Genomic DNA, 22,460 nt, shown 5'->3' with positions numbered 1-22,460 from the left:
GCCAAATACAAAACCACCGGAGACAAACCATGAAACCCATCCACCGCCTTCTCGCGGTCGTCCTTGCGTTGGCTGCCTCGGCTGCAACTGCCGATACGTGGCCCTCGAAGCCGATCACCATGATCGTGCCCACGTCGCCGGCCGGCTCCACCGACATCATGGCGCGCATGGTCGGCGATCCGCTGCAGCGCGCGCTGGGCCAGCCCGTGGTCATCGACAACAAGCCTGGCGCCAGCGGCAACATCGGCACCGAGTTCGTGGCGCGCGCCGCGCCGGACGGCTACACACTGCTGATGCAGTACTCGGGCTTCCACGTCGGCAACCCCTCGCTCTACCCGAACATCAGGTGGAGCCCGACGAAAGACTTCGTGCCGGTGGCGATGGTGATGCGCGCGCCGCACGTCGTCGCGGTGAGCGGCAAGCTCCCGGTGAACTCGATGAAGGAACTCATCGAATACGGCAAGAAGAAGGAGGGCGGCCTGTTCTACGCCTCGTCGGGCAACGGCTCGATCCAGCACATCGCGGGCGAGTTGCTGTCGCGGCAGTCGAAGCAGGCGATGACGCATGTGCCCTACAAGGGCTCGGGCCCGGCCATCAACGACCTGATCTCGGGCAACGTCGACATGTTCATCACCACGCCGCCCTCGGTCATCGGCCACTTCGCGGGCGGACGCATCAAGGCGCTGGCCTATACGGGCACAAAGCGCCATCCGTCGATGCCCAATGTGCCGACCTCGGCCGAGGCGGGCCTGCCGGGCTACGAGGTCGAGTCGTGGTTCGCGGTGTTCGCGCCGGCGAAGACGCCGCCCGAGGTCGTCGCCAGGCTCAGCGCGGAGCTGAAGAAAATCGTGGAGAGCGAAGCCTTCCGCAAGAAGGTCGACGAGCAGGGCGCCTTCGCGACCTACATGGACTCGCCGACGCTCGCGAAATTCGTCGACCAGGAGCTGGCGACCTGGTCGAAGGTGATCAAGTCGGCGGACATCAAGCCGGATTGAAGGGGGCGGTGCCCTCAGTCTTCCTGGTAGACGACCTTGAAGGTCTCGCACAGCACCGGCATGCGCAGGTCGGGCTTCCTGCCGAGACGCTCGCATTCGCCGCTGAAGTACTTCCAGTGGCCTTCGCGCCAGTAGCGCAGCGAGCAATCGCCTTCGGCCTCGACGGCCACGAAGTCTTCACCGACCTCATCGAAGGGCATGACCACCACGCTGAGGGTTTCGATCACGCACAGGGGCTTGCCATGCCAGTCGGTCACCACGCTCAGGTCACCGGGCTTGGGCCGTGGCCTGCCGGTCGATTCGAAGGACCATTCGAGGCTCGCGGTGCCGCGCTTGCGCCCGTCCAGGACGAGCTTTGCCAGTTCGGTGGCGCCGGCCTCGTTGTCGTCGAAGTAGAAGGCCTCGCCAAAGCGGGCGGACACGTCGGCGCCGGCGGTGGCCTGGAATCGTTCCCAGAAGGGAAGAGTGCTGGTTGGAATGGTCATGTCGGGCGGCCTGGAGTCGAGCCCCAAGCCTGCCACAGCATGAACGGCTACAGCTTGACGTTGATGATCGACAGGATGATTGCCGAGAGCGTCAGTGCGACGGGCACCTTCTGCACAGCGAGCGCGTGGGCCCGTGCGAACGAGGCCTGCGTCTGCAGCAAGAGGCTGGTTTCGGAATGGATACGTGTGGACATTTCAGACTCCTGAGTGGTTGCGGGCTTCCTGCCCTGCATGGCCTCAACGATAGGCCTCGCTGCGCGCAACGGAGCAGGCGTTTCGACGACACGGCGTTTCCGTTTTCGCAACGATCAGGTGGCTTGTGGCCGGAACTTCCGGCGGGCCCCGGCAATCGTCGGGCTCAACCCGCGATCAGCTTCTGCACCAGCTCGGCCGTGGTCGCAGCCGCGTACTTGCGCATCAACCGCGCCCGGTGCAGCTCCACCGTGCGGTGGCTGATGCCCAGTGCCTTGCCGATTTCCTTGGAGGTCAGCCCGCGCATCACCTGCGCCGCCACCTCGCGCTCGCGTGGCGTGAGTTCGGCCTTTACTGCGCGGCGCGAGCCCAGGTCTTCGAAAGTCCAGATGCCGGCCTCGTGCGGGGCGGCGCGATTCATCGCATGGCCCGTGACGTGGCACCAGAAGGTTTCGCCTGCAATGGCGCCGTGCAGGCCACCCAGGCGCCTCATCATGCGGTTGTCGGCGTAGTGCCCGCTGGCGTTCAGAAAGGGCTCCATGCGCTTGCCGATGCGCTCGAACTCGGCCACGCTGGGGTACAGGATGCTGAACGAATGCCCGACCAGCGCGGAGGGCGTTGCGCCAAAAATCTCGCACACGCGCACGTTGCAGGCCACGATGGTGCGGTTGCTCGAAACCACCATGCCGACGGGTGCATGCTCAAAAGCCAGCCGGTAATCGATCTCGGGCATCGGGGGTCACCATTACGAAATACTACGTATGCGAGTAGGTAGTATCGTTCAGGGCTTTCCCACCCACTCTCCATTCATCCATCAAGGAGCCCGAGTGAACAAGATTTATCCCTCCGCAGACGCGGCACTCAAGGGGGTCGTGGCCGACGGGCAGATGCTCGCGGTCGGCGGCTTCGGCCTGTGCGGCATTCCCGAAGCGCTGATCGAAGCGCTCAAGGACTCCGGCGTGCAGAACCTCACAGTTGTCTCGAACAACGCGGGCGTCGACGGCTTCGGCCTCGGCAAGCTGCTGGAAACGCGCCAGATCAAGAAGATGGTCGCCTCCTACGTGGGCGAAAACAAGGAGTTCGAGCGCCAGTACCTGGCCGGCGAACTCGAGCTCGAATTCACGCCCCAGGGCACGCTGGCCGAGAAGCTGCGCGCCGGCGGCGCGGGTATTCCGGCCTTCTTCACCAAGACCGGCGTGGGCACGCAAGTGGCCGAAGGCAAGGAACTGCGCGAATTCGACGGCGAAACCTACGTGATGGAACGTTCGCTCGTGCCCGACGTGGCACTGGTCAAGGCCGACGTGGCCGACAAGTCGGGCAACCTGCGCTTTCGCCTGACGGCGCGCAACTTCAACCCGGCCGCTGCCATGGCCGGCAAGATCTGCATCGTCGAGGTCGAGAAGATCGTCGAAGTGGGCGAGCTGGCTCCCGACGACATCCACCTGCCGGGCATCTACGTGCACCGCATCGTGCTCAACGCCAGCCCCGAGAAGCGCATCGAGAAGCGCACCGTGAGCGCCTCGGTCGATGCCGCCGCCGCCAAGGTCGAGGCCCAGACCGCCATCGCCCAGGCCGCCGCCACCAGCGAAGTGCCCGTGCCCACCGTGCCCGCCAACAAGAAAGAAGGAGCCTGAGATGCCCTGGACCCAAGACCAGATGGCGGCCCGTGCCGCGCAAGAACTCGAAGACGGCTTCTACGTCAACCTCGGCATCGGCATTCCGACGCTGGTGGCCAACCACACCGGCACGAAAGAAGTTTGGCTGCAGAGCGAGAACGGCATGCTCGGCATTGGCCCCTTCCCGACCGAAGACCAGGTCGACGCCGACCTGATCAACGCCGGCAAGCAGACCGTGACCACGCTGCCCGGCTCGGCCATCTTCGGCAGCCATGACAGCTTCGCCATGATTCGCGGCGGCAAGATCAACCTGTCGATCCTGGGCGCGATGCAGGTCAGCACCAAGGGCGACCTCGCCAACTGGATGATCCCCGGCAAGATGGTCAAGGGCATGGGCGGTGCGATGGACCTGGTGGCAGGCGTGAAGCGCGTGATCGTGCTGATGGAACACGTGGCCAAGAAGAAGGACGGCACCGAGGACCTGAAGATCCTAGAGAAGTGCACCCTGCCGCTGACGGGCGTGGGCGTGGTCGACCGCATCATCACCGACCTGGCCGTGATGGACGTGGTGCCCGAGGGCCTGAAGGTCGTCGAGCTGGCGCCGGGCGTCAGCTTCGACACGCTGCAGTCCAAGACCGGCGCCAAGTTGATCCAGTAACAGGGCAGCGAACGCAACGACAACGAAGGGCAGGGCCGCGAGAGCGGGCCCTGCCTTTTTCTTTGGAGCACATAGGAATGAATGCAAGCGAAGTTCTGGGCGGCATCTGGCGGCAGGCAGGCTTGCCCGCAGAAGCCTTGCCGTTTGCACGGCTCACGGGCGCCGAACCGGTGCTGCCGTCGTCTTTCGCGGTCGGCGTGGCGGCACAGAGCACCATCGCTGCGGCGGCACTGGCTGCCTGCGAGCTCGGGCACCTGCGAGGTTCGGCGCGCCAGCAGGTCGGCGTCGACATGCAGCATGCGGCGCTCGACTGCACCGGCTGGTTCAGCCTCGACGGGCGCGTGCCCGATCCGTGGGACACCTTCTCGGGGCTGTACCGCTGCGCCGATGGCTGGGTGCGCATTCACGCGAACTTTGCGCATCACCGCGATGGGGCCTTGCGGTTGATGAAGCTGGACCCGGCCACTGCCACGCGCGCCGAAGCCGAGGCGGTGACGGCGACCTGGCGCGCGCATGAATTCGAGGATGCCGCCGCTGCGCAAGGGCTGGTGGCAACCGCGCTGCGCCGTTTCGACGAGTGGGACGCCACGCCGCAAGGCCAGGCCATTGCGGCGCAACCGCTGTTCACCATCGAACGGATCGGCGACGCACCGCCGCTCGCGCTGACGCCGCTGCGCGAAGATCAACGGCCACTCACCGGCGTGCGCGTGCTGGATCTGACGCGGATCCTCGCGGGTCCGGTCGGTGGCCGCGCGCTGGCGGCGTATGGCGCCGACGTGATGCTCGTCAATTCGCCGAACCTGCCGAACATCGAATCCATCGCCGACACCAGCCGCGGCAAGCTCTCGACGCATGTGGACCTGCGCACCGACGAGGGCCGGGCCGTGCTGCGGCAGCTCGCCACGCAGGCGCATGTCTTCGTGCAGGGCTACCGGCCCGGCGGCATTGCATCGCTGGGCTTCGGGCCGGCGGAGCTGGCGCGGTTGCAGCCGGGCATCGTGTGCGTGTCGCTGACGGCCTACGGCACCCAAGGTCCGTGGGCCAATCGCCGCGGTTTCGATTCGCTCGTGCAGACCGCAATGGGCTTCAACCACGCCGAAGGCGAGGCCGCTGGTGACGGCAAGCCGAAACCGCTGCCGATGCAGATCCTCGACGAAGCGACCGGCTACCTGATCGCATTCGGTGCCGCCGCTGCGCTGTGGCGACAGCAGCAGGAGGGCGGCAGCTGGCACGTGCAGGTGTCGCTGGCGCAGACGGGGCATTGGCTGCGCAGCCTCGGTCGCGTGCCCGGCGGCTTGTCGATTGCAAGGCCCGATCTGAAGCCGTACGTCGAGACCTCGGTCTCCGGCTTCGGCGAACTGGCCGCCCTGCGCCACAGCGCGCAGCTGTCGCGAACGCCCGCCGCGTGGCCGCGCCCTTCGATGCCGCCGGGCAGCCATCCGCCGGTGTGGCCGGCCGACACAGCGAAGTGAGAAACTGGGCCGATGCCCTACCTCGACATCGACAACCTCCAGGCCGTTTTCCTCGACGACGATGCGCTGCGCGCGCGGCACCTGGCGCGGCTGCCCTGCGGCCCGGTGCGGATCACGAGCGGGCGCGTGGTGGCCTGCGACCCGCTGGTGCAGCCCGAGCGCCAACCCTTCGCGCGTGAGCTGCAAGCGCGCGGCGCCTTCCCCGTCGAAGTGCTGCACGACAAGGGCCGGCATGCGCTGGCGGTGCTGTGGCTGCTTGACCGCGGCAGCCTGCGCGCCGCCGATCTGAACTGGCAGATGGCGCTGATGGAAGGTGAGTCGCTCGAAGCGTTGGGCGACGGCGAGTTCTACGGCTACCCGGTCGACGCAGGCGTCGGCTGCTTCATGGACCCCGACGCCGCAGCCGCCATGGCCGAGCGCGACAAGCGCGAAGCCGCCGGCCCCGATTTCATCAGCTACTACGACGACGTGCTCGCGGGCGAGATGGGTGACGCCAACGTCGTCGACCACTACCCGCTCGGGCCGGGCTCGGCGAGCAACATGGTGATCTTCCGCTCGGGCTGGGGCGACGGCAGCTACCCCAGCTTCTGGGCGCTCGACGCTGCGGGCGAACCCGTGGCGCTGGTGACCGACTTCATGATCATGGAAGGCGGCGACGCACGCGACGAGGACGACAAGCGCAGCGATGCCTACAAGGCCAGTCTCTCGCCCGAAAAGTCGGCGGCGCTCGATGCATTGGGCGCGGCGGCTGTCGAAGGCGATGTGGCGGCGATCAAGGCCCTGCTCGGTGCGAGCCTCGCACAGCCCAACGAGATCATTCCGTCGTTCGGCGAGTCCGCGATCACGAGCGCCATCCGCATGAACCAGATCGACGCGCTGCGCGTGTTGCTGAGCGCGGTGCAAGGCCTGCCGATGCCGCCGCGGCTCTACAGGATGGACAAGGAAGAGAGCTACATCGACTATGCGCGCCGGCTCAAGAAGCCGCGCGTGGAAGGGCTGATCGAACTGCTGGAGAAGGCTGCAGCGCCCGCGGCAAAGCCTGGATTTCTGAAGCGCCTTTTTTCCTGAGCTTGTCCTGAGCGCTCAGGCGCCCAGCGCAGCCCGCACCTTGTCTCCCAACCCGCGCAGCCGCTCGACCGGCTCGTTGGAAAACACGAAGCGCAGATACTGCGCGCCATGCGTCTCGCCCCAGCCTTGCATCGCCGTGGCGCAGACGCGATGCGACAGCAGGCGCTGCGACAGCGTCTGCCCATCGATGCCGAAGTCGCTCGTGCGCAGCAGCAGCGACCAGCCGCCGCCCGGCACACCGACAGGCAGGCCGCGAAGTTCGTCCAGCACCGTGTCACGCCGCCGCTCCAGCTCGCCCACGTACGGCGCGAGCGTGCGCACCGATTGTTCCAGCGCCGTTGCCACTGCATCCTGCGCGATGCCCACCGGCACCACCACATTGGCCAGCGACACGGCCACGAGATCAGGCATGTAGCTCTCGGGCGCCACGGTCCAGCCGACGCGCCAGCCGATCATGCGCAGCTCCTTGGCCGACGAGCCCACGGTGATCGTGCGCTCGGCCATGCCGGGCAATCCTGCCGGGTGGATCACTTGCCGGCCGTCGAACAGCAGGCGTTCCATGGCGCTGTCGAGGATCAGCGTCAGGTCGTGCTGCACGCACAGTGCGGCGATGGCGCGCCAGTCGTCTTCATCGAAGCAGCCGCCCGTGGGCATCGAGGGCGACATCAGCAGCATCACGCGCACGCGGGGGCTGATGGCGGTGTGCAGCGCGGCGCGATCGAGCTTCCATTCGCCGCCGGGGCTGAACTGGAACGGCACGTACTTCGGCGTACCGCCGGCGAGGCGGATGCGGTTGAGCAGCCCCGCGTAGGTCGGATCGGTCACCAGCACTTCGTCGCCCACCTCGACGGTCGCGAGCAGCGCATTGAGGATGCCCGAGAGTCCGCCTGCCGAGATCACGCAGTTGCGCGCACCGCTATACGCCACGCCCGACAGCGCCGACACATGCCGCGCCGCCATGTCGCGCAATCGCGACTGGCCGACGAAGGGCAAGTAGCTGTTGTCCGAATCTTCCGAGGCCGCACGCACGGTGCGCGCAATGGCTTCGGGGTCGGGCGGGATGTCGACGTCGAGGTTCTCGAGCCGAAGAAACGGCGGGCCATCGGCATCGTCGGCAATGGCACCCATGCGGTCGACGCCGATGCCTGCGATGTGTTCAAGACGTGCGGGGCGGTGGCGTGGCATGGGGCGGGTCTCCGTGTTTGGGGGCTGGCTACGGGGCTGGCCTGCGCGGGCGGGCCGGGCGTTGCTGCTGCTGCTGTGACGCGCCATTCTCATCGCCGGGCGGGGCCAGAAGCAACAGCGCCTGCCGCGCCTGTACCGTCTCGCGCAGGAAGTTCCACACCGTCTGCATGCGCCCGAGATGCTTGGTCTCCGCCGGCATCGACATCCAGAACGTGCGCGTGAAGTTCGCCTGCCCGGGCAGCACGGGGCGCAGCGCGCTGTCGTTCTCCGCGATGAAGGCCGGCAGTACCGCGATGCCTGCGCCCGCCACCACTGCACTGTGCTGCGCGAGCACGCTGGTGCTGCGCAGCGCGAAGGCGTCGGGGCGGTGCAGTTCGTCGAGGTACTGCAACTCCTTGCTGAAGAGCAGGTCGTCGACGTAGCTGATGAAGGTGTGGCCGCGCAGGTCTTCGCGCGTCTTGATGGGCTTGTGCGCGGCCAGGTACTTTTTCGAGGCGTAGAGCCGCAGCGTGTAGTCGGTGAGCTTGGTGACTACCACCGGCCCACGCGCCGGGCGCTCGAGCGAGATCACGATATCGGCCTCGCGCCGCGACAGATGCACGAGGCGCGGCATCGCGAGCAGGTCGATGGTGAGCTTCGGATGCTGCACCGCGAACAGCGCCAGCTGCGGTGCCAGCACCACCGTGCCGAAGCCCTCGGTCGCACCGATGCGCACCAGCCCCGACAGGCCTTCCTGCGAGGCCGGCGCTGCGCTTTCCACGGTGCGGAAGGCGCTCTCCATTGCCTCGACCTGCGGTTGCAGCCGCCGGCCCGCCTCGGTGAGCCGGTGGCCGCCCGATTCGCGCGAGAAGAGCGGGGCGCCGACTTCCTTTTCCAGTGCCTGGATGCGGCGCGCGACGGTGGTGTGGTCGACCTCGAGCCGGCGGGCCGCGCTCATCAGGGTGCCCGAGCGGGCGAGTTCGAGGAAGTAGCGAAGGTTGTCCCAGTCCATGTGCCCTCGTGTTTTTGGTTTGAGGCTCTGCATTTTTGCAAAGTGGCCGCGCATATTTGTCTATTGTCATGGCAAATCTGCAAAGCTAGGATGCGTGACCGAACCGGCCAGACCGGCACCCGAATTTCACCGGATTCACAGGAGACAAACCCCATGGACGCCACCACCACGCCCTCGACCCAGGTCGCCACCGTCAAATTGCTGATCGGCGGCAAGCTGGTCGAATCGAAGACCACCGAATGGCGCGACGTCGTCAATCCGGCCACGCAGCAGGTGCTGGCCCGCGTGCCCTTCGCGACGCCGGCCGAGCTGGATGCCGCCGTGGCCTCTGCCAAGGAAGCCTTCAAGACCTGGCGCAAGACGCCCATCGGTGCGCGCGCCCGCATCTTCCTGAAGCTGCAGCAGCTCATTCGCGAACACATGGGCGAGCTCGCCGCGATCCTCACGGCCGAGCAGGGCAAGACGCTGCCCGACGCGGAAGGCGATGTGTTCCGCGGCCTCGAAGTGGTCGAGCACGCATCGAACATCGGCAACCTGCAGCTCGGCGAGCTGGCCAACAACGTGGCCAATGGCGTCGATACCTACACGCTGCTGCAGCCGCTGGGCGTGTGCGCCGGCATCACGCCGTTCAACTTCCCGGCCATGATTCCGCTGTGGATGTTCCCGATGGCCATCGTCACCGGCAACACCTTCGTGCTGAAGCCTTCCGAGCAGGACCCGATGGTCACCATGCGCCTGTGCGAACTGGCGCTGGAAGCCGGCATTCCGCCCGGCGTGCTGAACGTGGTGCACGGCGGCGAAGCCATCGTCAACGGCATCTGCGACCACAAGGACATCAAGGCGATCAGCTTCGTCGGCTCGACCAAGGTCGGCACGCACGTCTACAACCGCGCCACGCTGAACGGCAAGCGCGCGCAATGCATGATGGGCGCGAAGAACCACGCCATCGTGATGCCCGACGCCAACAAGGAGCAGACGCTCAATGCGCTGGCCGGCGCGAGCTTCGGCGCCGCCGGTCAACGCTGCATGGCCGTGTCGGTCGCGGTGCTGGTGGGCGAGGCGCGCAACTGGGTGCCCGAACTCATCGAGAAGGCCAAGACGCTGAAGATCGGCGCCGGCACTGAAAAGGGCGTGGACGTGGGCCCGCTGGTTTCGTGCGCGGCGTACGACCGCGTCAACAGCCTCATCGAACGTGGCGAAGCTGACGGTGCTCAACTGGTGCTCGACGGCCGCAAGCCCACCGTACCCGGCTATGAGAAGGGCAATTTCGTCGGCCCGACGATCTTCACCGGCGTGAAGCCCGGCATGACGATCTATGACCAGGAAATCTTCGGCCCGGTGCTTTGCATTGCCGATGCAGAGAACATCGACGAAGCCATCGAGCTGATCAACAGCAACCCGAACGGCAACGGCACGGCGATCTTCACGCAGTCGGGTGCCGCAGCGCGTCGGTTCCAGGAAGACATCGACGTGGGCCAGGTCGGCATCAACGTGCCGATTCCGGTGCCGGTTCCGATGTTCTCGTTCACCGGCTCGCGTGCGTCGAAGCTCGGTGACCTGGGCCCGTACGGCAAGCAGGTCATCATGTTCTACACGCAGACCAAGACGGTGACGGCACGCTGGTTCGACGACAGCACCGTGTCCCACGGCGTGAACACGACGATCAGCCTCAAGTAAGAAGTCCGCCGGATGGACTTCGAACTTTCCGAAGAGCAGCGCGCCTTCGCACAGACTGCGCGTGACTTTGCACAGGCCGAGTTCGCGCCGCATGCGGCGCAGTGGGACGCCGAGGCCATCTTCCCGAAGGAGGCCATCGCAAAGGCCGGCGAACTGGGCTTCTGCGGCCTCTACGCGCCCGAGCGCGTCGGCGGCCTCGGCCTGCCGCGACTCGACGCAGCGCTGGTGTTCGAGGAGATGGCCGCGGTCGACCCCTCGACCACGGCCTTCATCACGATCCACAACATGGCGACGTGGATGCTCGGCACCTGGGCGACCGATGCAGTGGCGCAGCAGTGGGGCGAAGAACTGACGAGCGGGCGCAAGCTCGCCTCGTACTGCCTGACCGAGCCCGGCGCCGGTTCGGATGCTGGCTCGCTCAAGACGCGCGCCGAGCTGCAGGGCGCCGAGTACGTCATCAACGGCGGCAAGGCCTTCATCTCGGGCGCGGGCTCGACCGACGTGCTGGTGCTGATGGCGCGCACGGGTGGCGCGGGCGCGAGTGGCATCTCGGCCTTTGCGGTGCCGGCCGATGCGCCGGGCATCAGCTACGGCAAGAAGGAGCACAAGATGGGCTGGAACAGCCAGCCCACGCGCACCATCAATTTCGACAACGTGCGCATCCCCGCGCAGAACCTGCTGGGCAAGGAAGGCGAGGGCTTTCGCATCGCCATGAAAGGGCTGGACGGCGGGCGCATCAACATCGCGACCTGCTCGGTGGGTGCTGCGCAGGGCGCGCTGGATGCAGCGCGCCGCTACCTGCACGAGCGCCAGCAGTTCGGCAAGCCGCTCGCGAGCTTCCAGGCGCTGCAGTTCAAGCTGGCCGACATGGCGACCGAGCTGGTTGCTGCGCGGCAGATGGTGCGGCTCGCGGCATCGAAGCTCGATGCCGGCCATGCCGATGCGAGCACCTATTGCGCGATGGCCAAGCGCTTTGCGACCGATGCGGGCTTCAACGTCTGCAACGACGCGCTGCAGCTGCACGGGGGCTACGGCTACCTGAGCGAGTTCCCGCTGGAGCGGCTGGTTCGCGATGCGCGGGTTCACCAGATCCTCGAAGGCACCAACGAGATCATGCGCGTGATCGTTGCGCGAAAATTGCTGGAAGGGGACAGCGATATCCGCTGAAGCCCCGCATCCAGAACCCCTCAAGACAATGACCGACTCCGTAGTTCTCTTCGACGAAATCAAGACCGCCGGTGGCCAGCGCTTTGCCGTGGCCACGCTCAACGCACCGGCTTCGCTCAACGCGCTGTCCGTGGACATGGTGCGCCTGCTCACGCCAAAGCTGCGCGAGTGGGCGCAGGACGCCGGCATCGTCGGCGTGCTGCTGCAGGCGGCAGGCGAGAAGGCCTTCTGCGCCGGCGGCGACCTGCGCCAGCTCTACCAGACGCTGCTCGACTGCGGTCCCGCGCGCAACACCTACGCCGAAGACTTCTTCCGCGAAGAGTACGAGCTCGACTACCTGATCCACACCTTCCCCAAGCCCTTCCTGTGCTGGGGCCACGGCATCGTGATGGGCGGCGGCGTGGGCCTGCTGGCCGGTGCATCGCACCGCGTGATGACGCTGCAGAGCCGCATCGCGATGCCCGAGATCAACATCGGCCTGTACCCGGACGTGGGCGGCAGCTGGTTCCTGCGCCGCACGCCGGGCCGCACGGGGCTGTTTCTCGCGCTCACGGCTGCCAACGTGAATGCCGCAGACACCATCTTCTGCGGACTGGCCGATGTGTTGGTACCGCAGGAGCGCAAGGGCGAAGTGCTCGAAGCTATCGGCGCCACGCGGTGGGCAGGCGAGCAGAAGGCCGACCGCGCCACGCTGTCGCGCATCCTCGCCAAGGCGGGCGAAGGCGCGGAGATGCCGGCCTCGAAGGTGCGAGAGCACTACGACACCATCAACGCCCTGATGGCCGGCGACGACCTGCTCGACATCGCGAAGCGCCTGCATGACCTGCAAAGCGACGACACGTGGCTGCAGACGGCGGCCAAGACCTTCGCCAAGGGCGCGCCAAGCTCGGCCGCGCTGAGCTTCGAGCTGTGGCAGCGTGTGCTGCGCATGTCGCTGGCCGAAGTGTTCCGCCTTGAGTATTGGGCTTCGCTGGGCTTCTGCGCGCACAAGGACTTTGCCGAAGGCATCCGCGCCGTGCTGGTCGACAAGGACCGCAACCCGCGCTGGAGCCCGGCCACGCTCGACGAGATCACGCCCGCCTTCATCGAAGACCACCTGCGCCCGCGCGGCGAAATGCCTGCCGAGCTGGCGTCGCTGGTCTGAGTTTCATCATTTCCCGCACAGAACAACGGAGACAAGACAAATGAAGATCGCATTCATCGGCCTCGGCAACATGGGCGGCCCGATGGCCATGAACCTGCTCAAGGCCGGCCACACGCTCAGCGCGTTCGACCTCTCGGCCGAGGCCAGCAAGAAGTTCGGCGGCGAGGGCCTGCCCATTGCCGCTTCGGCTGCAGAAGCGGTGGTCGACGCCGAGGTCGTCATCAGCATGCTGCCGGCCAGCGCGCATGTCGAGGGCCTGTTCCTCGGTGGCGCTGGCAAGCCCGGCCTGCTCGACAGCATTCGCGCCGGCACGCTGGTGATCGACAGCAGCACCATCGCCGCGGCCACGTCGCGCAAGGTGGCTGAAGCGGCCGCCGTCAAGGGCATCGCGATGATCGATGCGCCCGTGTCGGGCGGCACTGGCGGCGCGATTGCCGGCACGCTGACCTTCATGGTCGGCGGCGAAGTGCAAGACCTGGAGCGCGCGCGTCCGGTGCTCGAAAAGATGGGAGCCAACATCTTCCACGCCGGCGCGGCCGGTGCGGGTCAGACAGCGAAGATCTGCAACAACATGCTGCTCGGCATTTTGATGATCGGCACTTCGGAGGCGCTGGCGCTGGGCGTGGCCAACGGGCTCGATCCGAAGGTGCTGTCGGAGATCATGCGCCGCAGCTCGGGCGGCAACTGGGCGCTCGAAAAGTACAACCCGATGCCGGGCGTGATGGAAACCTCGCCCGCCTCGAAGAACTATGCCGGCGGCTTCGGCACCGACCTGATGCTCAAGGACCTGGGGCTCGCGCAGGAAAACGCGACCGCCGTGCGCGCGGCAACGCCGCTGGGTGGGTTGGCGCGCAGCCTGTATGCGGCACACAGCCTCGCGGGCCATGGCGCGCTCGATTTTTCGAGCGTGCTGAAGCTGGTGCAGAAGGCGTCCTGAGCCGGACGCTGGCGGTGGTCAGCCGTAGTGGGAGTGCAGAGCCCAAAGCAGGCCGATCACCACCACGAACAACACGGTGAAAAGCACCCAGGCGCGCATGATCGCCTGGTTTTCCGTGATTTCGGCAGGTGCAGCCGATGCGGGAGGCGGGCTAGGAGCGGCGGGCGGTGCTTGGGTCATGCCCGACTGTACCCCGCGGCGAGGCCGTGGTGGCCAGCTTTGCAGAAGCGTCCATCCGCGACATCGCCCACATGATGCCGGCCGCCACGAGGTTGGCCCCCACGCTGAAAAGAATCGGCAGCAGATAGCTGCGGCTCACATCGAAGGCAAAGCCCGCAGCGGCCGGGCCGACCAGCGTGCCGAAGGCCACGCTGGTGTAGAGCACGCCGATGATCGCGCCGATGTTGCGTCCGCCGAAGTAGTCCATCACCAGCGCCGGCAACAGCGCGACAAAGCCACCGTAGAACGCGCCGTAGAAAAACGCGAACACCGCCAGCCCCCAGAAGCCGCTGGACGCCGCCCACACGAGCAGCGACAGCGCCATGCCGGTCGACATCAGCAGCATGGTCTGCGCGCGCCCCATGCGGTCGGCCAGCCCGCCCAGAAAGAAGCGCCCGGCCGTGCTGCCGACGCCGATGGCACCCAGCAGCAGCACCGCATGCGCATTGGGCACGCCATGGTCCAGCGCGTAGGGCACCAGATGCACGAAGGGCACGAACAGGCCGAAGGAACTGATGAGGCAGGCCACGTACAGGCCGGCGAAGCGCCGCGAGCGCACGGCATCGCGCACCGTGAAGCCCTCGGCTTGGGCCGATGCAGCCTTCGGCTGCGGCGGATCGCCGTCGGGGCCGAGCCCGCGGTCGCGCGGGTCGTTCTCGATCAGCAGCGCCATGCCCACGCCCACCACCACCGCCAGCGCGCCTAGCGCCAGGTAGGCGTTCCGCCAGCCGAGCGTCTCGATGAAGAGCGAGGCCAGTGGCGGCATCACCAGCGTGCCCACGCCGATGCCGCTCACGGCCAGCCCCGAGGCAAAGCCGCGCCGCCTGACGAACCAGCGCTGTACCGCGCCCAGCACCGGCACATACGACGCGCCGACCCCGAGGCCGACGCCCAGCCCATAAGCGAGATAGATCTGCGTCAGGCTCCGCGCCTGCCCCGCAAGCGCCAGCCCCAGCCCGACCAGCACCATGCCGGCGACGGCCAGCCGCCGCGAACCCCAGCGGTCGGCCAGCGGCCCGCTGAGCACGCCGAGGCCGAAGTAGAGAAAGCCCGCCAGCGAGAACACCAGCGAGACCGAGCCGCGCGAGGCGCCGAAGTCTTTCTGCAGCGATTCGAGAAAGGCGCTGAAGGTGTAGGCGCTGCCGAAGCCGACAAAGGTCACGGCAAAGGCGCCCGCGACCACCAGCCAGCCGCGGAAGAGGCCGCCGGCTTGCGATGAGGTTGGCGTGTGGCTCAAGGGCATAGACCTTTAAAGATCAGAATATCTGAATGGATTGATTTCGGGTGCGCGAATATTCCCGCTTCTCAATCTGAACGGCAAACCAGAATTTCTGCTGTTGCTGAATCAGAATTTCTAAATAATGGAACACCAGCTCCCGCCCCTCAACGCACTCCGCGCCTTCGAAGCCACGGCGCGCCATCTCTCGGTGAAGAACGCGGCGGACGAGCTGTGCGTGACGCCCGGTGCCGTGAGCCAGCTCGTCAAGACGCTGGAGCTGCACCTCGGTGTGCAGCTGTTCCGCCGCGTCAATCGCGGCGTCTTCCTGACCGACGCGGGCCAGGCCTATCTGCCGCCCGTGCGCAATGCCTTCAGGCAGATCAGCGATGCCACGCAGAAGGTGGCCGTGCCTGCGGAGACCGGCCTGCTCACCGTGAGCGCCACGCCGTTCTTTGCTTCCGCCTGGCTCGTGCCGCGCCTGAAGTCCTTCCAGGACGCGCATCCCGACATCGACCTGCAGGTGCTGACCAGCAATGCGCTGGCCGATTTCTCGCGCGACGGCGTAGACGTGGCCATCCGTCATGGCATGGGCCAGTACCCCGGGCTTGCCAGCCAGCGCGTGCTCACGGTCGAGATGGTTCCCGTCGCCGCTCCCGCGCTGGTCATAGAACACGGCAAGCCGAAGAAGCCGGTCGACCTGCTGCGGTGGCCGCGCGTGAACGATGCCGATCGCAAGGGCTGGCGCCTGTGGTTCGAGGCGCAGGGCATCGAAGATGCCGGCCCGGCGCGCGGGCCTTCTTTCGACGACGCTAGCCTGTTGCTGCAGGCGGTGCTCGCAGGGCAGGGCGCGGCGCTGCTGCCCGCGGCCATGATGGCTCCCGAGATCGCGCAGGGCCGGCTCGTGCAGCTCTCGAAAGTGACGTGGCTCGAAGACTTCGCGTACTACCTCGTGTGCCCCGAGGGCAGCCGCGACCGGCCGAAAGTCGCGGCTTTTCGTGACTGGCTGCTCGGTGCGGTGCGCCAGAAAGGCGCTTCGTCAGGTAGCCGCAAGAGAGCATCGTCGACAGTCGCAGGTCAGGCCGTAGCGCCGCCACCCCGGCGGCGTGCTGTGCCCAAGCCTTGATGAAACTCCAGCGACACAGATTCCTCCGCCAGATGGCCGCCCGGCCGCGACTCTTCATTGCCACGGCCATCGCCATTGCGACCGGCGTGCTCATACCTTCGGCCGTTGAAGCCCACCTGGTCACGCGCCTGCTGATAGCGTGGAACACGGGAGCCTGCCTGTACGTGCTGCTCGCCGCGGTCATGATGACCCGGTCGTCGCAGCAGCACATGCGCTATCGCGCGCAGATGCAGGACGATGGGCAGATCGTCATCCTCGTGCTGGTGGTGGTGTCCGCCATTGCGAGCCTGGCGGCCATCGGCGGCGAACTCGCGGTGGTGAAGGACATGCACGGCCTGGAGAAGATCGCGCACATCACGCTGGCAGGGCTCACGGTGATGTCGTCGTGGGCCTTCACGCAGATCATGTTCACGCTGCACTACGCGCATGACTACTACGCCGGAGCGGGCCAGGGGCGCAAACCCGGCCTTCAGTTTCCGGACGACGAACCGCCGACCTACGGCGATTTCTTCTACTTCTCCGCGGTGATCGGCACCTCGGGGCAGACGGCGGATGTGTCCTTCGTGTCCAAGCCTCTGCGGCGCATCGGCTCGGTGCATTGCATCCTGGCCTACCTCTTCAACACGACCGTGCTCGCGTTGCTCATCAACATCGGCGCGAGCATGTTTTGAGCACGCCGGCACGCCATCGAAGATTCGCCGCTGCCGCGGCCCTGCTGTGCCTCGCGCCGGCCGCATGGGCCGACGATGAACCGGCCGAACTGCCATTCAAGCTCACCGTGGGCGCCTACCGGGTTTCAGGCGGCGGTCTTCCCGCAGGGCCAGGGCTGGACATGAACCTGCGCTACACCTACGGCGACGGCAATGTCTGGATCGGCTGGTTCCGCTCGCCGGTACTCGACTTCGCGCAGCCGCGCGTGGGGTGGGACCACACCTTCACGCTGGGGCCGGTGCGGGTGCTGCCGTCGTTGCAGGCCGCCTCGGGTGGGTTCGTGGGCGGCAGCCTGGCGGTGGAAACCGGCGACAGCTGGTTCGTCGGCGCGGGGCTGGGCCGCACCAACCTTCGCAACTACGCGAACCTGAACTTCGACCCGAACGATTCGTACACGGTGTACGGCGGCTACAAGTGGACGGACGGCACGGCGCTGTCACTCTCGCTGATCCGCGACAACCGGCTGAACCCCGACCAGCAGGACGTGCATCTGATCTACCGCGTGCCGTTGCCCGAGCGGCAACGCCTGACTGTCGACCTGCTGGCCAAGCAGGGCACTGTCGATGGCCGGTTCATTCGCCGCGCGGGCCTGACAGTCACCTACGACTGGCCGCGCTGGTTCGTTCGCGCGGCCTACGACCCGAAGGTGAACTTCACCGCGCAGGACATGGTGCGGCTGTCGGTGGGCACGCGGTTCTGAAGAGAAAAAACGCTCAGAGCAGTTCGATTCCCGGCAGGCTCTTGAAGCAGTTCTCTCGCGTGATGCGCACGAAGTCCGCCAGCCACGGCTGCTCCGACGTGCCCGGTGTGCAGGCCATGTAGAGCCGCCCCGTCAGCCCCTTGCTGCCCACGCGCCGAGCCGTGACGTAGCCGCGGTCCAGGTAGTTCTGCACCGCCCACAGCGGCAGTGTTGCCACGCCGCGCCCGCTCGCCACCAGCTGCAGCATCGCCACCGTGAGCTCGGTCGTGCGCCGGTGCGCAGGCTCCGCGCCCGCAGGCGCCAGCACCTGCCGCACGACGTCGATCACTTCATCGGGCACGGGGTAGGTGATGAGCGTCTGGTCGGTGAAGTGGCGCGCGGTGAGATAGGCCTTGGCCGTCAGCGGATGGTCGTTGGCCAGCAGGGCCATGATTTCGAAGCGGAACAGCGCGTGATAGTCCACCGCTTCGTTGGGGCCTTCCCTGGACACGATCGCCAATTCGGCGCGGTTCTGCGTCACCAGCGCGATCGGGTCGGAGTGAAAGCCCGAGACGATGTCGAGCTCGATCTCGGGCCAGCGTTGGCGGAACGCATCCATTGCCGGCATGAGCCAGTCGAAGCAGGCGTGGCACTCGACCACGATGCGCAGCTGGCCGCTGCGCCCCAGCGCGAGCCGCGCCACGTCGCGCTCGGCTTCTTCGATGAGCGGCAGCGCCGTGTCGGCCAGCTGCAGCAGCCGCAGGCCGGTGGTGCTGAACTGCGGCGGCACCGATTTGCGCTCGAACAGCTGTGCGTCGTAGCGGTCTTCGAGCAGCTTGATCTGGTGCGACAGCGCCGATTGCGTAAGGTTGAGCAATTGCGCCGCGCGCACCAGGCTGCCGGTGTCGCGAAGCGCGATGAGTGTGCGCAGATGACGTATTTCGAGGATCGACTGGAGCATGAAAAATATTCAATCGAATTTGCGAAATATCTCGGTTGAATCATATGCCTCGCGGCCGGTCACATCCAGTTGCTTGGCTGCAAGCCGGCACGTTTTGATTCCATGGCGACGAGCCTGAACTTTTGCGTTACTTCACAAGATGGCGCGACGTGGGGAGCGGGCAGGTGTGCCAATAATGGCACCATGCTCTCTCCGATCCGTCTTTCGCCGTTCCGTTTCTCCCTGTTGCTTTTGCTGTTTCTGGCCCCGTTGATGGGCTGGGCGCAGAACCGTGCGGAAGCACTCCTGCAGTTCGAAGGCGTGCAGGTGCGCTACCAGGCGTCCTATGCGCCCGGTGCCGTCGCGCGCGGTGCGAAGGAGCTGCTTGACCCGGATGACCAGGCCATCGCCGACAAGGCGCTCAAGGCGCTGGACACGGCTGCCACGCGCGCATTCAACACTGCCGCCTCGGTGTCCGCTATCCAGCAGGAAGTGGCATCGGCAGGCAACGGCGGTGCCGCACTCAGCCCGCAAGTGCAGGCCGCCGTGGCCCGCTTCGTGAAGCTGCGCACCGACTACACCGCCATGAGCGAGGCCGGCAGGGCCGAGTTCTTCAACCGCGAGCGCGCCAGGCCGGCCGACCCAGCGCGCACCGAACTGCTCGAACGCATGGCCGTGGCCGATGTTCGCGAGATCGACTTTTCGAGCCAGCTGCTGATGAGCGCGGTGGTCAAGCAACTGGCGCGCGGCAACGGCGGACAACTCAGCTCGCTGCCGGACCGCACGCTCGACATGGCTCTCGACACGCTGTGGTCGCGTGGTGTGACGTCGACGCGCCCGCGCAACCTGATGCTGGTAGCGCGCGAGTTCGAAAAGCAGATAACGCAGGCACTGCTCGCCGCGCTGCCCGATGCCGATGTGGCCGCCTTGCTGGCCTGGCGCAACGACCCGCAGGCCGCGGCCGAGCGCGAGGCCCTGGTGGGCACCTACCGCGCCGAGGTCAAGGGGAGCGGCGGGGTCGCGCTGCGGACCCTGGTGCGCGCCTGGCCGCGCTCCTGACGATCGCGTTGTTGCCGGACGGTGCTGCCGCGTAAGGCATGAACCGGCTCTGGTTCTCGTCCACGTCGAGCGGCCGGCCAACGAACGGAAACGCGCGCTGCGGGCAGGCCTCGCGCTCGCACACCTTGCAGCCCGCGCCGATGGGTGTGGGCACATCGGGATCGCGCAAGTCCATGCCCTTTGAATAGACCAGCCGCGTGGCGTGGCTGATGTCGCAGCCCAGCCCGATCGAGAAGGTCTTGTTGGGCGAACCGTAGCCGCGATAGCCGTGCGACACGGTGCGTGCAATCCAGAGATAGGCGCGTCCGTCTGGCATGCGAGCGAGCTGCGTGAGCACGCGGCCGGGCTGCGCGAAGGCCTCGTACACGTTCCACAACGGGCAGGTGCCGCCGGTCTTCGAGAAGTGGAAGTGCGTGGCCGATTGCCGCTTCGAGATGTTGCCCGCGCGATCGACGCGGATCAGGAAGAAAGGCACGCCTCGTGCCTCGGGCCGCTGCAGCGAACTCAGGCGGTGGCAGATGGTCTCGAAGCCCACGCCGAAGCGGCGCGCCAGCTGGTCGATGTCGTAGCGCAGCTGCTCGGCAGTTTCGAGGAACTCGCCGTAGGGCAGCAGCAGCGCGGCGGCGAAGTAGTTGGCCAGGCCGATGCGCGCGAGCGAGCGGGCCGTGTCGCTCGACAGCGGCGCGGCGGCCACCAGCTCGTCGAGCATGTCGCCCACTTCGAAGAAGGCGAGTTGCGTGGCGAGCTGGAATGCATGCTGCCCGGGCTCCAGGTAGGGCGAGAGCCGCAGCACGCGCGTGGCTGGGTCGTAGCGCCGCTGCGCGCCGGCCTCTCCGTCTTCGGCGGGCACCACCCGCACGCCATGCGCATCGAGCAACTGGCGCGCGAGGCGGTCGCCGGGGTTGCCTTCGCGCAGGCGCCAATGCGCGGCGAGGGCTTCGGCTGCTTCGTCGAGTGGCGCGATGTGGTTTTGATGTGCGAAGAAGAAGTCGCGCACTTCCTCGAAGGGCATGGGCCGCGCCTGCGGCATCCGTGCGAGATCACCGCGTCCGTCGCCGAGTTCGCCTGCCAGTGCCTCGAGCCGTTCCATCGCATCGCGGTGGCGCTGGTGCAGCGCAACCAGCGCGCGGCCCACGGCGGGCATCTGCGTGGCGACTTCGCGCAGCTCGGCCAGCGCGACGGCATCGCCGCCGGGGTTGTCGGCCAGTGCCTCGCGCAGGCTGGCGATGAGGCGCGCTTCTTCGTCTTCGGAGAAGGCCTGGATGTCGACGCCCAGCGTGGCATGCAGGCGCAGAAGCACCGGCACCGTGAGCGGCCGCTGGTTCTGCTCGATCTGGTTCAGGTAGCTGGGCGACAGGCCCAACTGCTGCGCGAGCGCGAGCTGGCTCAGGCCGCGCTCTTCGCGCAGGCTGCGCAGCCGCACGCCCATGAAAGTCTTCTTCATCGCTTTATCCGGTTATTTGCAAGATTCGCAAATACGGCGAGGCTCATTCGCAACCATTTGCCCAATCAAGCCTTCATTATGGGCGCGATCTTTCTTGAATTGCGAATTGTGCAAAGGTCGCGGACCGGGCCCATTGGGGAGACAGAGAGCTTGCAGGGCGCAGTAGCTGGCATGCAACGTGCTTGGATTTGCTTGCGCGATGGCCGTCGCTTGACGGGCTAGAAGAAAAGTACACAAACTAACCGCATTTCCGGCGACCGAAAGGGCAGTTGAGTTAGCCTCGACCGAAAGTTCCTCGTTATTGTTTCAATTTCATGAACACTGCGATTCGATTAAGCGGGGGTTTACCCTAGGAATCGCGGTGCACACTTGGGGCACCCAAAAGCCCAATGAAGAAGGAATTGAAATGAAGACCTCGAACATCCTCGCCGCCGCCGCTCTGTCCCTGCTCGCCGCCGCTGGCGCCCATGCAGAAACCTACGAAGGCGTTCAGCCCCTGACCTCCGGCTACAGCCGCGCCGAAGTGGCGCCCCAAGCCGTGGCAGCTGCCCGTGCCGGCAACGCTTATGGCGACAACGAAGGCGCTGCGTCGACCGCAACGCCCGCACTGGCCGCTTCGGTCGACCGCGCCACTGTTCGCAGCGAGGCTGTTGCCGCTGCGCACGCACCTGGCCAGAACCTGCGTCCCGAAACCTTCGCTGGCAGCGTGATCCCCTCGCAAGCGAAGGGCCTGACCTTCACGCGTCAAGCCGGCCTGTAATTGAAAGCGGCGCAAGCTGCCTCAGTCACACGTCAATAAAAAACCGGACCTGCGAAAGCAGCGTCCGGTTTTTTCATTGGGGCTTGGGTTTGCGTTTGGCGCCGTGCCGGTGGCAGTCGTGCGCGTGGTCGTCCACGATGCCTGTGGCCTGCATCCACGCGTAGACGATGACGGGGCCGACGAACTTGAAGCCGCGCTTCTTGAGCGCTGCGGAAATATCCTCCGACAGCGGCGTCTTCACCGGCACGCTGCCGGTGCGGTTGACGATGGGCTTGCCGCCCGCCATGCCCCAGATGAATTCGGAGAAATCTTCGCCCGCCGCCTGCATCGCAAGGTAGGCGCGTGCATTGCCGATGGTGGCCTCGATCTTCGAGCGCGAGCGCACGATGCCGGCGTCCTGCATCAGCCGCTCGACATCGGCCTCGGTGAATTTGACGATCTTCTCCGGCACGAAGCCTTTGAAGGCCTTGCGGAACGCGTCGCGCTTGCGCAGGATGGTGAGCCACGAGAGGCCAGCCTGGAAGCCGTCGAGCATGAGCTTTTCCCACAGCGCGCGGCTGTCGCGCTCGGGCACGCCCCATTCGGCGTCGTGATAGGCGGCCAGCAGCGGGTCGGTCTGGGCCCAGGCGCAGCGGATCTTGTCGGTGCTGTTGCTCATTGTTCGTTCGATTCTTTGCTCGGCTATCTTCGGGGAGTGTTTTCAGAATGAGAGGGAGACC

General features: G+C 66.5%; 24 protein-coding genes. 14 read left to right on the top strand and 10 right to left on the bottom strand.

From position 1 onward, the window contains the following. Positions 1–29 precede the first annotated feature (29 nt). Entirely contained in the window at positions 30–995 is a 966-nt protein-coding gene (locus ACN9MV_RS19715) for a Bug family tripartite tricarboxylate transporter substrate binding protein (RefSeq protein ID WP_093055631.1), read from the top strand. A gap of 14 nt (positions 996–1,009) precedes the next feature. On the opposite strand, the gene ACN9MV_RS19710 is transcribed toward ACN9MV_RS19715, so the two are convergent. The 3 genes from ACN9MV_RS19710 to ACN9MV_RS19700 form a co-directional block, all read right to left on the bottom strand. Beyond that, positions 1,010–1,480, bottom strand: coding sequence for an ASCH domain-containing protein (locus ACN9MV_RS19710; protein ID WP_426389099.1), 471 nt, complete (start codon positions 1,478–1,480; stop codon positions 1,010–1,012). Positions 1,481–1,527: 47 nt separating this feature from the next. After that, positions 1,528–1,674, bottom strand: a complete 147-nt coding sequence (locus tag ACN9MV_RS19705) for a hypothetical protein (RefSeq protein WP_176928800.1) — start codon at positions 1,672–1,674, stop codon at positions 1,528–1,530. 164 nt (positions 1,675–1,838) lie between these two features. Continuing rightward, the gene (locus tag ACN9MV_RS19700; protein WP_093055635.1) at positions 1,839–2,405 is read right to left on the bottom strand and encodes a LuxR C-terminal-related transcriptional regulator; all 567 of its coding nucleotides are present in this window, start codon (positions 2,403–2,405) and stop codon (positions 1,839–1,841) included. A 94-nt stretch (positions 2,406–2,499) separates the two neighbouring features. Here ACN9MV_RS19700 and ACN9MV_RS19695 point away from each other — a divergent pair, with 94 nt between their 5' ends. The 4 genes from ACN9MV_RS19695 (at position 2,500) to ACN9MV_RS19680 (ending at position 6,486) form a co-directional block, all read left to right on the top strand. After that, positions 2,500–3,306, top strand: a complete 807-nt coding sequence (locus tag ACN9MV_RS19695; protein ID WP_093055637.1) for a CoA transferase subunit A — start codon at positions 2,500–2,502, stop codon at positions 3,304–3,306. A gap of 1 nt (position 3,307) precedes the next feature. Beyond that, positions 3,308–3,946, top strand: a complete 639-nt coding sequence (locus tag ACN9MV_RS19690; protein ID WP_093055639.1) for a 3-oxoacid CoA-transferase subunit B — start codon at positions 3,308–3,310, stop codon at positions 3,944–3,946. Positions 3,947–4,023: 77 nt separating this feature from the next. Then, complete coding sequence (locus tag ACN9MV_RS19685) at positions 4,024–5,418, top strand: CoA transferase (RefSeq protein WP_426389097.1); 1,395 nt, start codon at positions 4,024–4,026, stop codon at positions 5,416–5,418. A 12-nt stretch (positions 5,419–5,430) separates the two neighbouring features. Beyond that, positions 5,431–6,486 (top strand): DUF4241 domain-containing protein, encoded by a 1,056-nt coding sequence (locus ACN9MV_RS19680; RefSeq protein ID WP_426389095.1) that lies wholly within the window; start codon positions 5,431–5,433, stop codon positions 6,484–6,486. 15 nt (positions 6,487–6,501) lie between these two features. Here the strand turns inward: ACN9MV_RS19680 and ACN9MV_RS19675 are convergent, their stop codons facing one another. Both ACN9MV_RS19675 and ACN9MV_RS19670 read right to left on the bottom strand, forming a co-directional pair. After that, positions 6,502–7,671, bottom strand: a complete 1,170-nt coding sequence (locus tag ACN9MV_RS19675; protein WP_426389094.1) for a pyridoxal phosphate-dependent aminotransferase — start codon at positions 7,669–7,671, stop codon at positions 6,502–6,504. 28 nt (positions 7,672–7,699) lie between these two features. Next, positions 7,700–8,662 (bottom strand): LysR family transcriptional regulator, encoded by a 963-nt coding sequence (locus ACN9MV_RS19670; RefSeq protein ID WP_426389092.1) that lies wholly within the window; start codon positions 8,660–8,662, stop codon positions 7,700–7,702. A gap of 153 nt (positions 8,663–8,815) precedes the next feature. On the opposite strand from ACN9MV_RS19670, the gene ACN9MV_RS19665 reads away from it, so the two are divergent. Genes ACN9MV_RS19665 through mmsB form a run of 4 tightly spaced genes read left to right on the top strand, consistent with a single transcriptional unit; the run spans position 8,816 to position 13,587 of the window. After that, positions 8,816–10,339, top strand: coding sequence for a CoA-acylating methylmalonate-semialdehyde dehydrogenase (locus ACN9MV_RS19665; RefSeq protein ID WP_093073314.1), 1,524 nt, complete (start codon positions 8,816–8,818; stop codon positions 10,337–10,339). Positions 10,340–10,351: 12 nt separating this feature from the next. Continuing rightward, positions 10,352–11,506: an acyl-CoA dehydrogenase family protein gene (locus ACN9MV_RS19660; RefSeq protein WP_426389091.1), complete on the top strand. Its 1,155-nt coding sequence runs from the start codon at positions 10,352–10,354 to the stop codon at positions 11,504–11,506. Positions 11,507–11,534: 28 nt separating this feature from the next. Then, positions 11,535–12,650 (top strand): enoyl-CoA hydratase/isomerase family protein, encoded by a 1,116-nt coding sequence (locus tag ACN9MV_RS19655; protein ID WP_426389089.1) that lies wholly within the window; start codon positions 11,535–11,537, stop codon positions 12,648–12,650. 40 nt (positions 12,651–12,690) lie between these two features. Further along, a complete protein-coding gene (gene mmsB, locus ACN9MV_RS19650; RefSeq protein ID WP_307615453.1) occupies positions 12,691–13,587 on the top strand; it encodes a 3-hydroxyisobutyrate dehydrogenase in 897 nt (298 codons plus the stop codon). A gap of 18 nt (positions 13,588–13,605) precedes the next feature. Here the strand turns inward: mmsB and ACN9MV_RS19645 are convergent, their stop codons facing one another. Both ACN9MV_RS19645 and ACN9MV_RS19640 read right to left on the bottom strand, forming a co-directional pair. Further along, positions 13,606–13,767 carry a hypothetical protein gene (locus ACN9MV_RS19645; protein ID WP_177192697.1) on the bottom strand — a complete coding sequence of 54 codons (162 nt, stop codon included), beginning with the start codon at positions 13,765–13,767 and terminating at the stop codon, positions 13,606–13,608. Continuing rightward, on the bottom strand, positions 13,739–15,049 hold the full coding sequence (locus tag ACN9MV_RS19640; protein WP_426389086.1) for an MFS transporter: 1,311 nt from the start codon (positions 15,047–15,049) through the stop codon (positions 13,739–13,741). Before ACN9MV_RS19640 ends, ACN9MV_RS19645 begins: the two co-directional genes overlap by 29 nt. A gap of 118 nt (positions 15,050–15,167) precedes the next feature. On the opposite strand from ACN9MV_RS19640, the gene gcvA reads away from it, so the two are divergent. Genes gcvA through ACN9MV_RS19625 form a run of 3 tightly spaced genes read left to right on the top strand, consistent with a single transcriptional unit; the run spans position 15,168 to position 17,559 of the window. Continuing rightward, positions 15,168–16,148 carry a transcriptional regulator GcvA gene (gcvA, locus tag ACN9MV_RS19635; protein ID WP_426389084.1) on the top strand — a complete coding sequence of 327 codons (981 nt, stop codon included), beginning with the start codon at positions 15,168–15,170 and terminating at the stop codon, positions 16,146–16,148. A 32-nt stretch (positions 16,149–16,180) separates the two neighbouring features. After that, positions 16,181–16,819, top strand: coding sequence for a DUF1345 domain-containing protein (locus tag ACN9MV_RS19630; RefSeq protein ID WP_093176211.1), 639 nt, complete (start codon positions 16,181–16,183; stop codon positions 16,817–16,819). Next, positions 16,816–17,559: a hypothetical protein gene (locus ACN9MV_RS19625; RefSeq protein ID WP_426389083.1), complete on the top strand. Its 744-nt coding sequence runs from the start codon at positions 16,816–16,818 to the stop codon at positions 17,557–17,559. The genes ACN9MV_RS19630 and ACN9MV_RS19625 overlap by 4 nt, the downstream gene beginning before the upstream one ends. A gap of 13 nt (positions 17,560–17,572) precedes the next feature. Here the strand turns inward: ACN9MV_RS19625 and ACN9MV_RS19620 are convergent, their stop codons facing one another. Next, the gene (locus ACN9MV_RS19620) at positions 17,573–18,499 is read right to left on the bottom strand and encodes a LysR family transcriptional regulator (protein WP_426389082.1); all 927 of its coding nucleotides are present in this window, start codon (positions 18,497–18,499) and stop codon (positions 17,573–17,575) included. Positions 18,500–18,682: 183 nt separating this feature from the next. Here ACN9MV_RS19620 and ACN9MV_RS19615 point away from each other — a divergent pair, with 183 nt between their 5' ends. After that, positions 18,683–19,537, top strand: coding sequence for a hypothetical protein (locus ACN9MV_RS19615; protein WP_426389081.1), 855 nt, complete (start codon positions 18,683–18,685; stop codon positions 19,535–19,537). Here the strand turns inward: ACN9MV_RS19615 and ACN9MV_RS19610 are convergent. Then, a complete protein-coding gene (locus ACN9MV_RS19610) occupies positions 19,479–20,981 on the bottom strand; it encodes a short-chain fatty acyl-CoA regulator family protein (protein ID WP_426389080.1) in 1,503 nt (500 codons plus the stop codon). The two genes, ACN9MV_RS19615 and ACN9MV_RS19610, sit on opposite strands and share 59 nt — an antisense overlap. Before the next feature lie 406 nt (positions 20,982–21,387). On the opposite strand from ACN9MV_RS19610, the gene ACN9MV_RS19605 reads away from it, so the two are divergent. Next, positions 21,388–21,741 (top strand): alpha/beta hydrolase, encoded by a 354-nt coding sequence (locus tag ACN9MV_RS19605; RefSeq protein WP_093073331.1) that lies wholly within the window; start codon positions 21,388–21,390, stop codon positions 21,739–21,741. Positions 21,742–21,814: 73 nt separating this feature from the next. Here ACN9MV_RS19605 and ACN9MV_RS19600 read toward each other — a convergent pair whose 3' ends face one another. Beyond that, the gene (locus ACN9MV_RS19600; protein ID WP_426389079.1) at positions 21,815–22,399 is read right to left on the bottom strand and encodes a DNA-3-methyladenine glycosylase I; all 585 of its coding nucleotides are present in this window, start codon (positions 22,397–22,399) and stop codon (positions 21,815–21,817) included. Positions 22,400–22,460 lie beyond the last annotated feature (61 nt).

It is taken from the genome of Variovorax sp. R-27 (genome assembly GCF_049913215.1).
Lineage (GTDB): Bacteria > Pseudomonadota > Gammaproteobacteria > Burkholderiales > Burkholderiaceae_C > Variovorax.
The sequence above is the reverse complement of the archived record's forward strand: the minus strand, read 5'-3'. Positions and strand labels throughout refer to the sequence as shown.

Bases quoted from the DNA above. Each gene is read 5' to 3' on its own strand.
- ACN9MV_RS19630 (WP_093176211.1), top strand. From the start codon at position 16,181: ATGGCCGCCCGGCCGCGACTCTTCATTGCCACGGCCATCGCCATTGCG.
- ACN9MV_RS19685 (WP_426389097.1), top strand. From the start codon at position 4,024: ATGAATGCAAGCGAAGTTCTGGGCGGCATCTGGCGGCAGGCAGGCTTG.
- ACN9MV_RS19710 (WP_426389099.1), bottom strand. From the start codon at position 1,480: ATGACCATTCCAACCAGCACTCTTCCCTTCTGGGAACGATTCCAGGCC.
- ACN9MV_RS19665 (WP_093073314.1), top strand. From the start codon at position 8,816: ATGGACGCCACCACCACGCCCTCGACCCAGGTCGCCACCGTCAAATTG.
- ACN9MV_RS19690 (WP_093055639.1), top strand. From the start codon at position 3,308: ATGCCCTGGACCCAAGACCAGATGGCGGCCCGTGCCGCGCAAGAACTC.
- mmsB (WP_307615453.1), top strand. From the start codon at position 12,691: ATGAAGATCGCATTCATCGGCCTCGGCAACATGGGCGGCCCGATGGCC.
- ACN9MV_RS19670 (WP_426389092.1), bottom strand. From the start codon at position 8,662: ATGGACTGGGACAACCTTCGCTACTTCCTCGAACTCGCCCGCTCGGGC.
- ACN9MV_RS19610 (WP_426389080.1), bottom strand. From the start codon at position 20,981: ATGAAGAAGACTTTCATGGGCGTGCGGCTGCGCAGCCTGCGCGAAGAG.
- ACN9MV_RS19645 (WP_177192697.1), bottom strand. From the start codon at position 13,767: ATGACCCAAGCACCGCCCGCCGCTCCTAGCCCGCCTCCCGCATCGGCT.
- ACN9MV_RS19715 (WP_093055631.1), top strand. From the start codon at position 30: ATGAAACCCATCCACCGCCTTCTCGCGGTCGTCCTTGCGTTGGCTGCC.
- ACN9MV_RS19675 (WP_426389094.1), bottom strand. From the start codon at position 7,671: ATGCCACGCCACCGCCCCGCACGTCTTGAACACATCGCAGGCATCGGC.
- ACN9MV_RS19615 (WP_426389081.1), top strand. From the start codon at position 18,683: ATGCTCTCTCCGATCCGTCTTTCGCCGTTCCGTTTCTCCCTGTTGCTT.
- ACN9MV_RS19620 (WP_426389082.1), bottom strand. From the start codon at position 18,499: ATGCTCCAGTCGATCCTCGAAATACGTCATCTGCGCACACTCATCGCG.
- ACN9MV_RS19655 (WP_426389089.1), top strand. From the start codon at position 11,535: ATGACCGACTCCGTAGTTCTCTTCGACGAAATCAAGACCGCCGGTGGC.
- ACN9MV_RS19640 (WP_426389086.1), bottom strand. From the start codon at position 15,049: ATGCCCTTGAGCCACACGCCAACCTCATCGCAAGCCGGCGGCCTCTTC.
- ACN9MV_RS19705 (WP_176928800.1), bottom strand. From the start codon at position 1,674: ATGTCCACACGTATCCATTCCGAAACCAGCCTCTTGCTGCAGACGCAG.
- ACN9MV_RS19680 (WP_426389095.1), top strand. From the start codon at position 5,431: ATGCCCTACCTCGACATCGACAACCTCCAGGCCGTTTTCCTCGACGAC.
- gcvA (WP_426389084.1), top strand. From the start codon at position 15,168: ATGGAACACCAGCTCCCGCCCCTCAACGCACTCCGCGCCTTCGAAGCC.
- ACN9MV_RS19605 (WP_093073331.1), top strand. From the start codon at position 21,388: ATGAAGACCTCGAACATCCTCGCCGCCGCCGCTCTGTCCCTGCTCGCC.
- ACN9MV_RS19660 (WP_426389091.1), top strand. From the start codon at position 10,352: ATGGACTTCGAACTTTCCGAAGAGCAGCGCGCCTTCGCACAGACTGCG.
- ACN9MV_RS19700 (WP_093055635.1), bottom strand. From the start codon at position 2,405: ATGCCCGAGATCGATTACCGGCTGGCTTTTGAGCATGCACCCGTCGGC.
- ACN9MV_RS19600 (WP_426389079.1), bottom strand. From the start codon at position 22,399: ATGAGCAACAGCACCGACAAGATCCGCTGCGCCTGGGCCCAGACCGAC.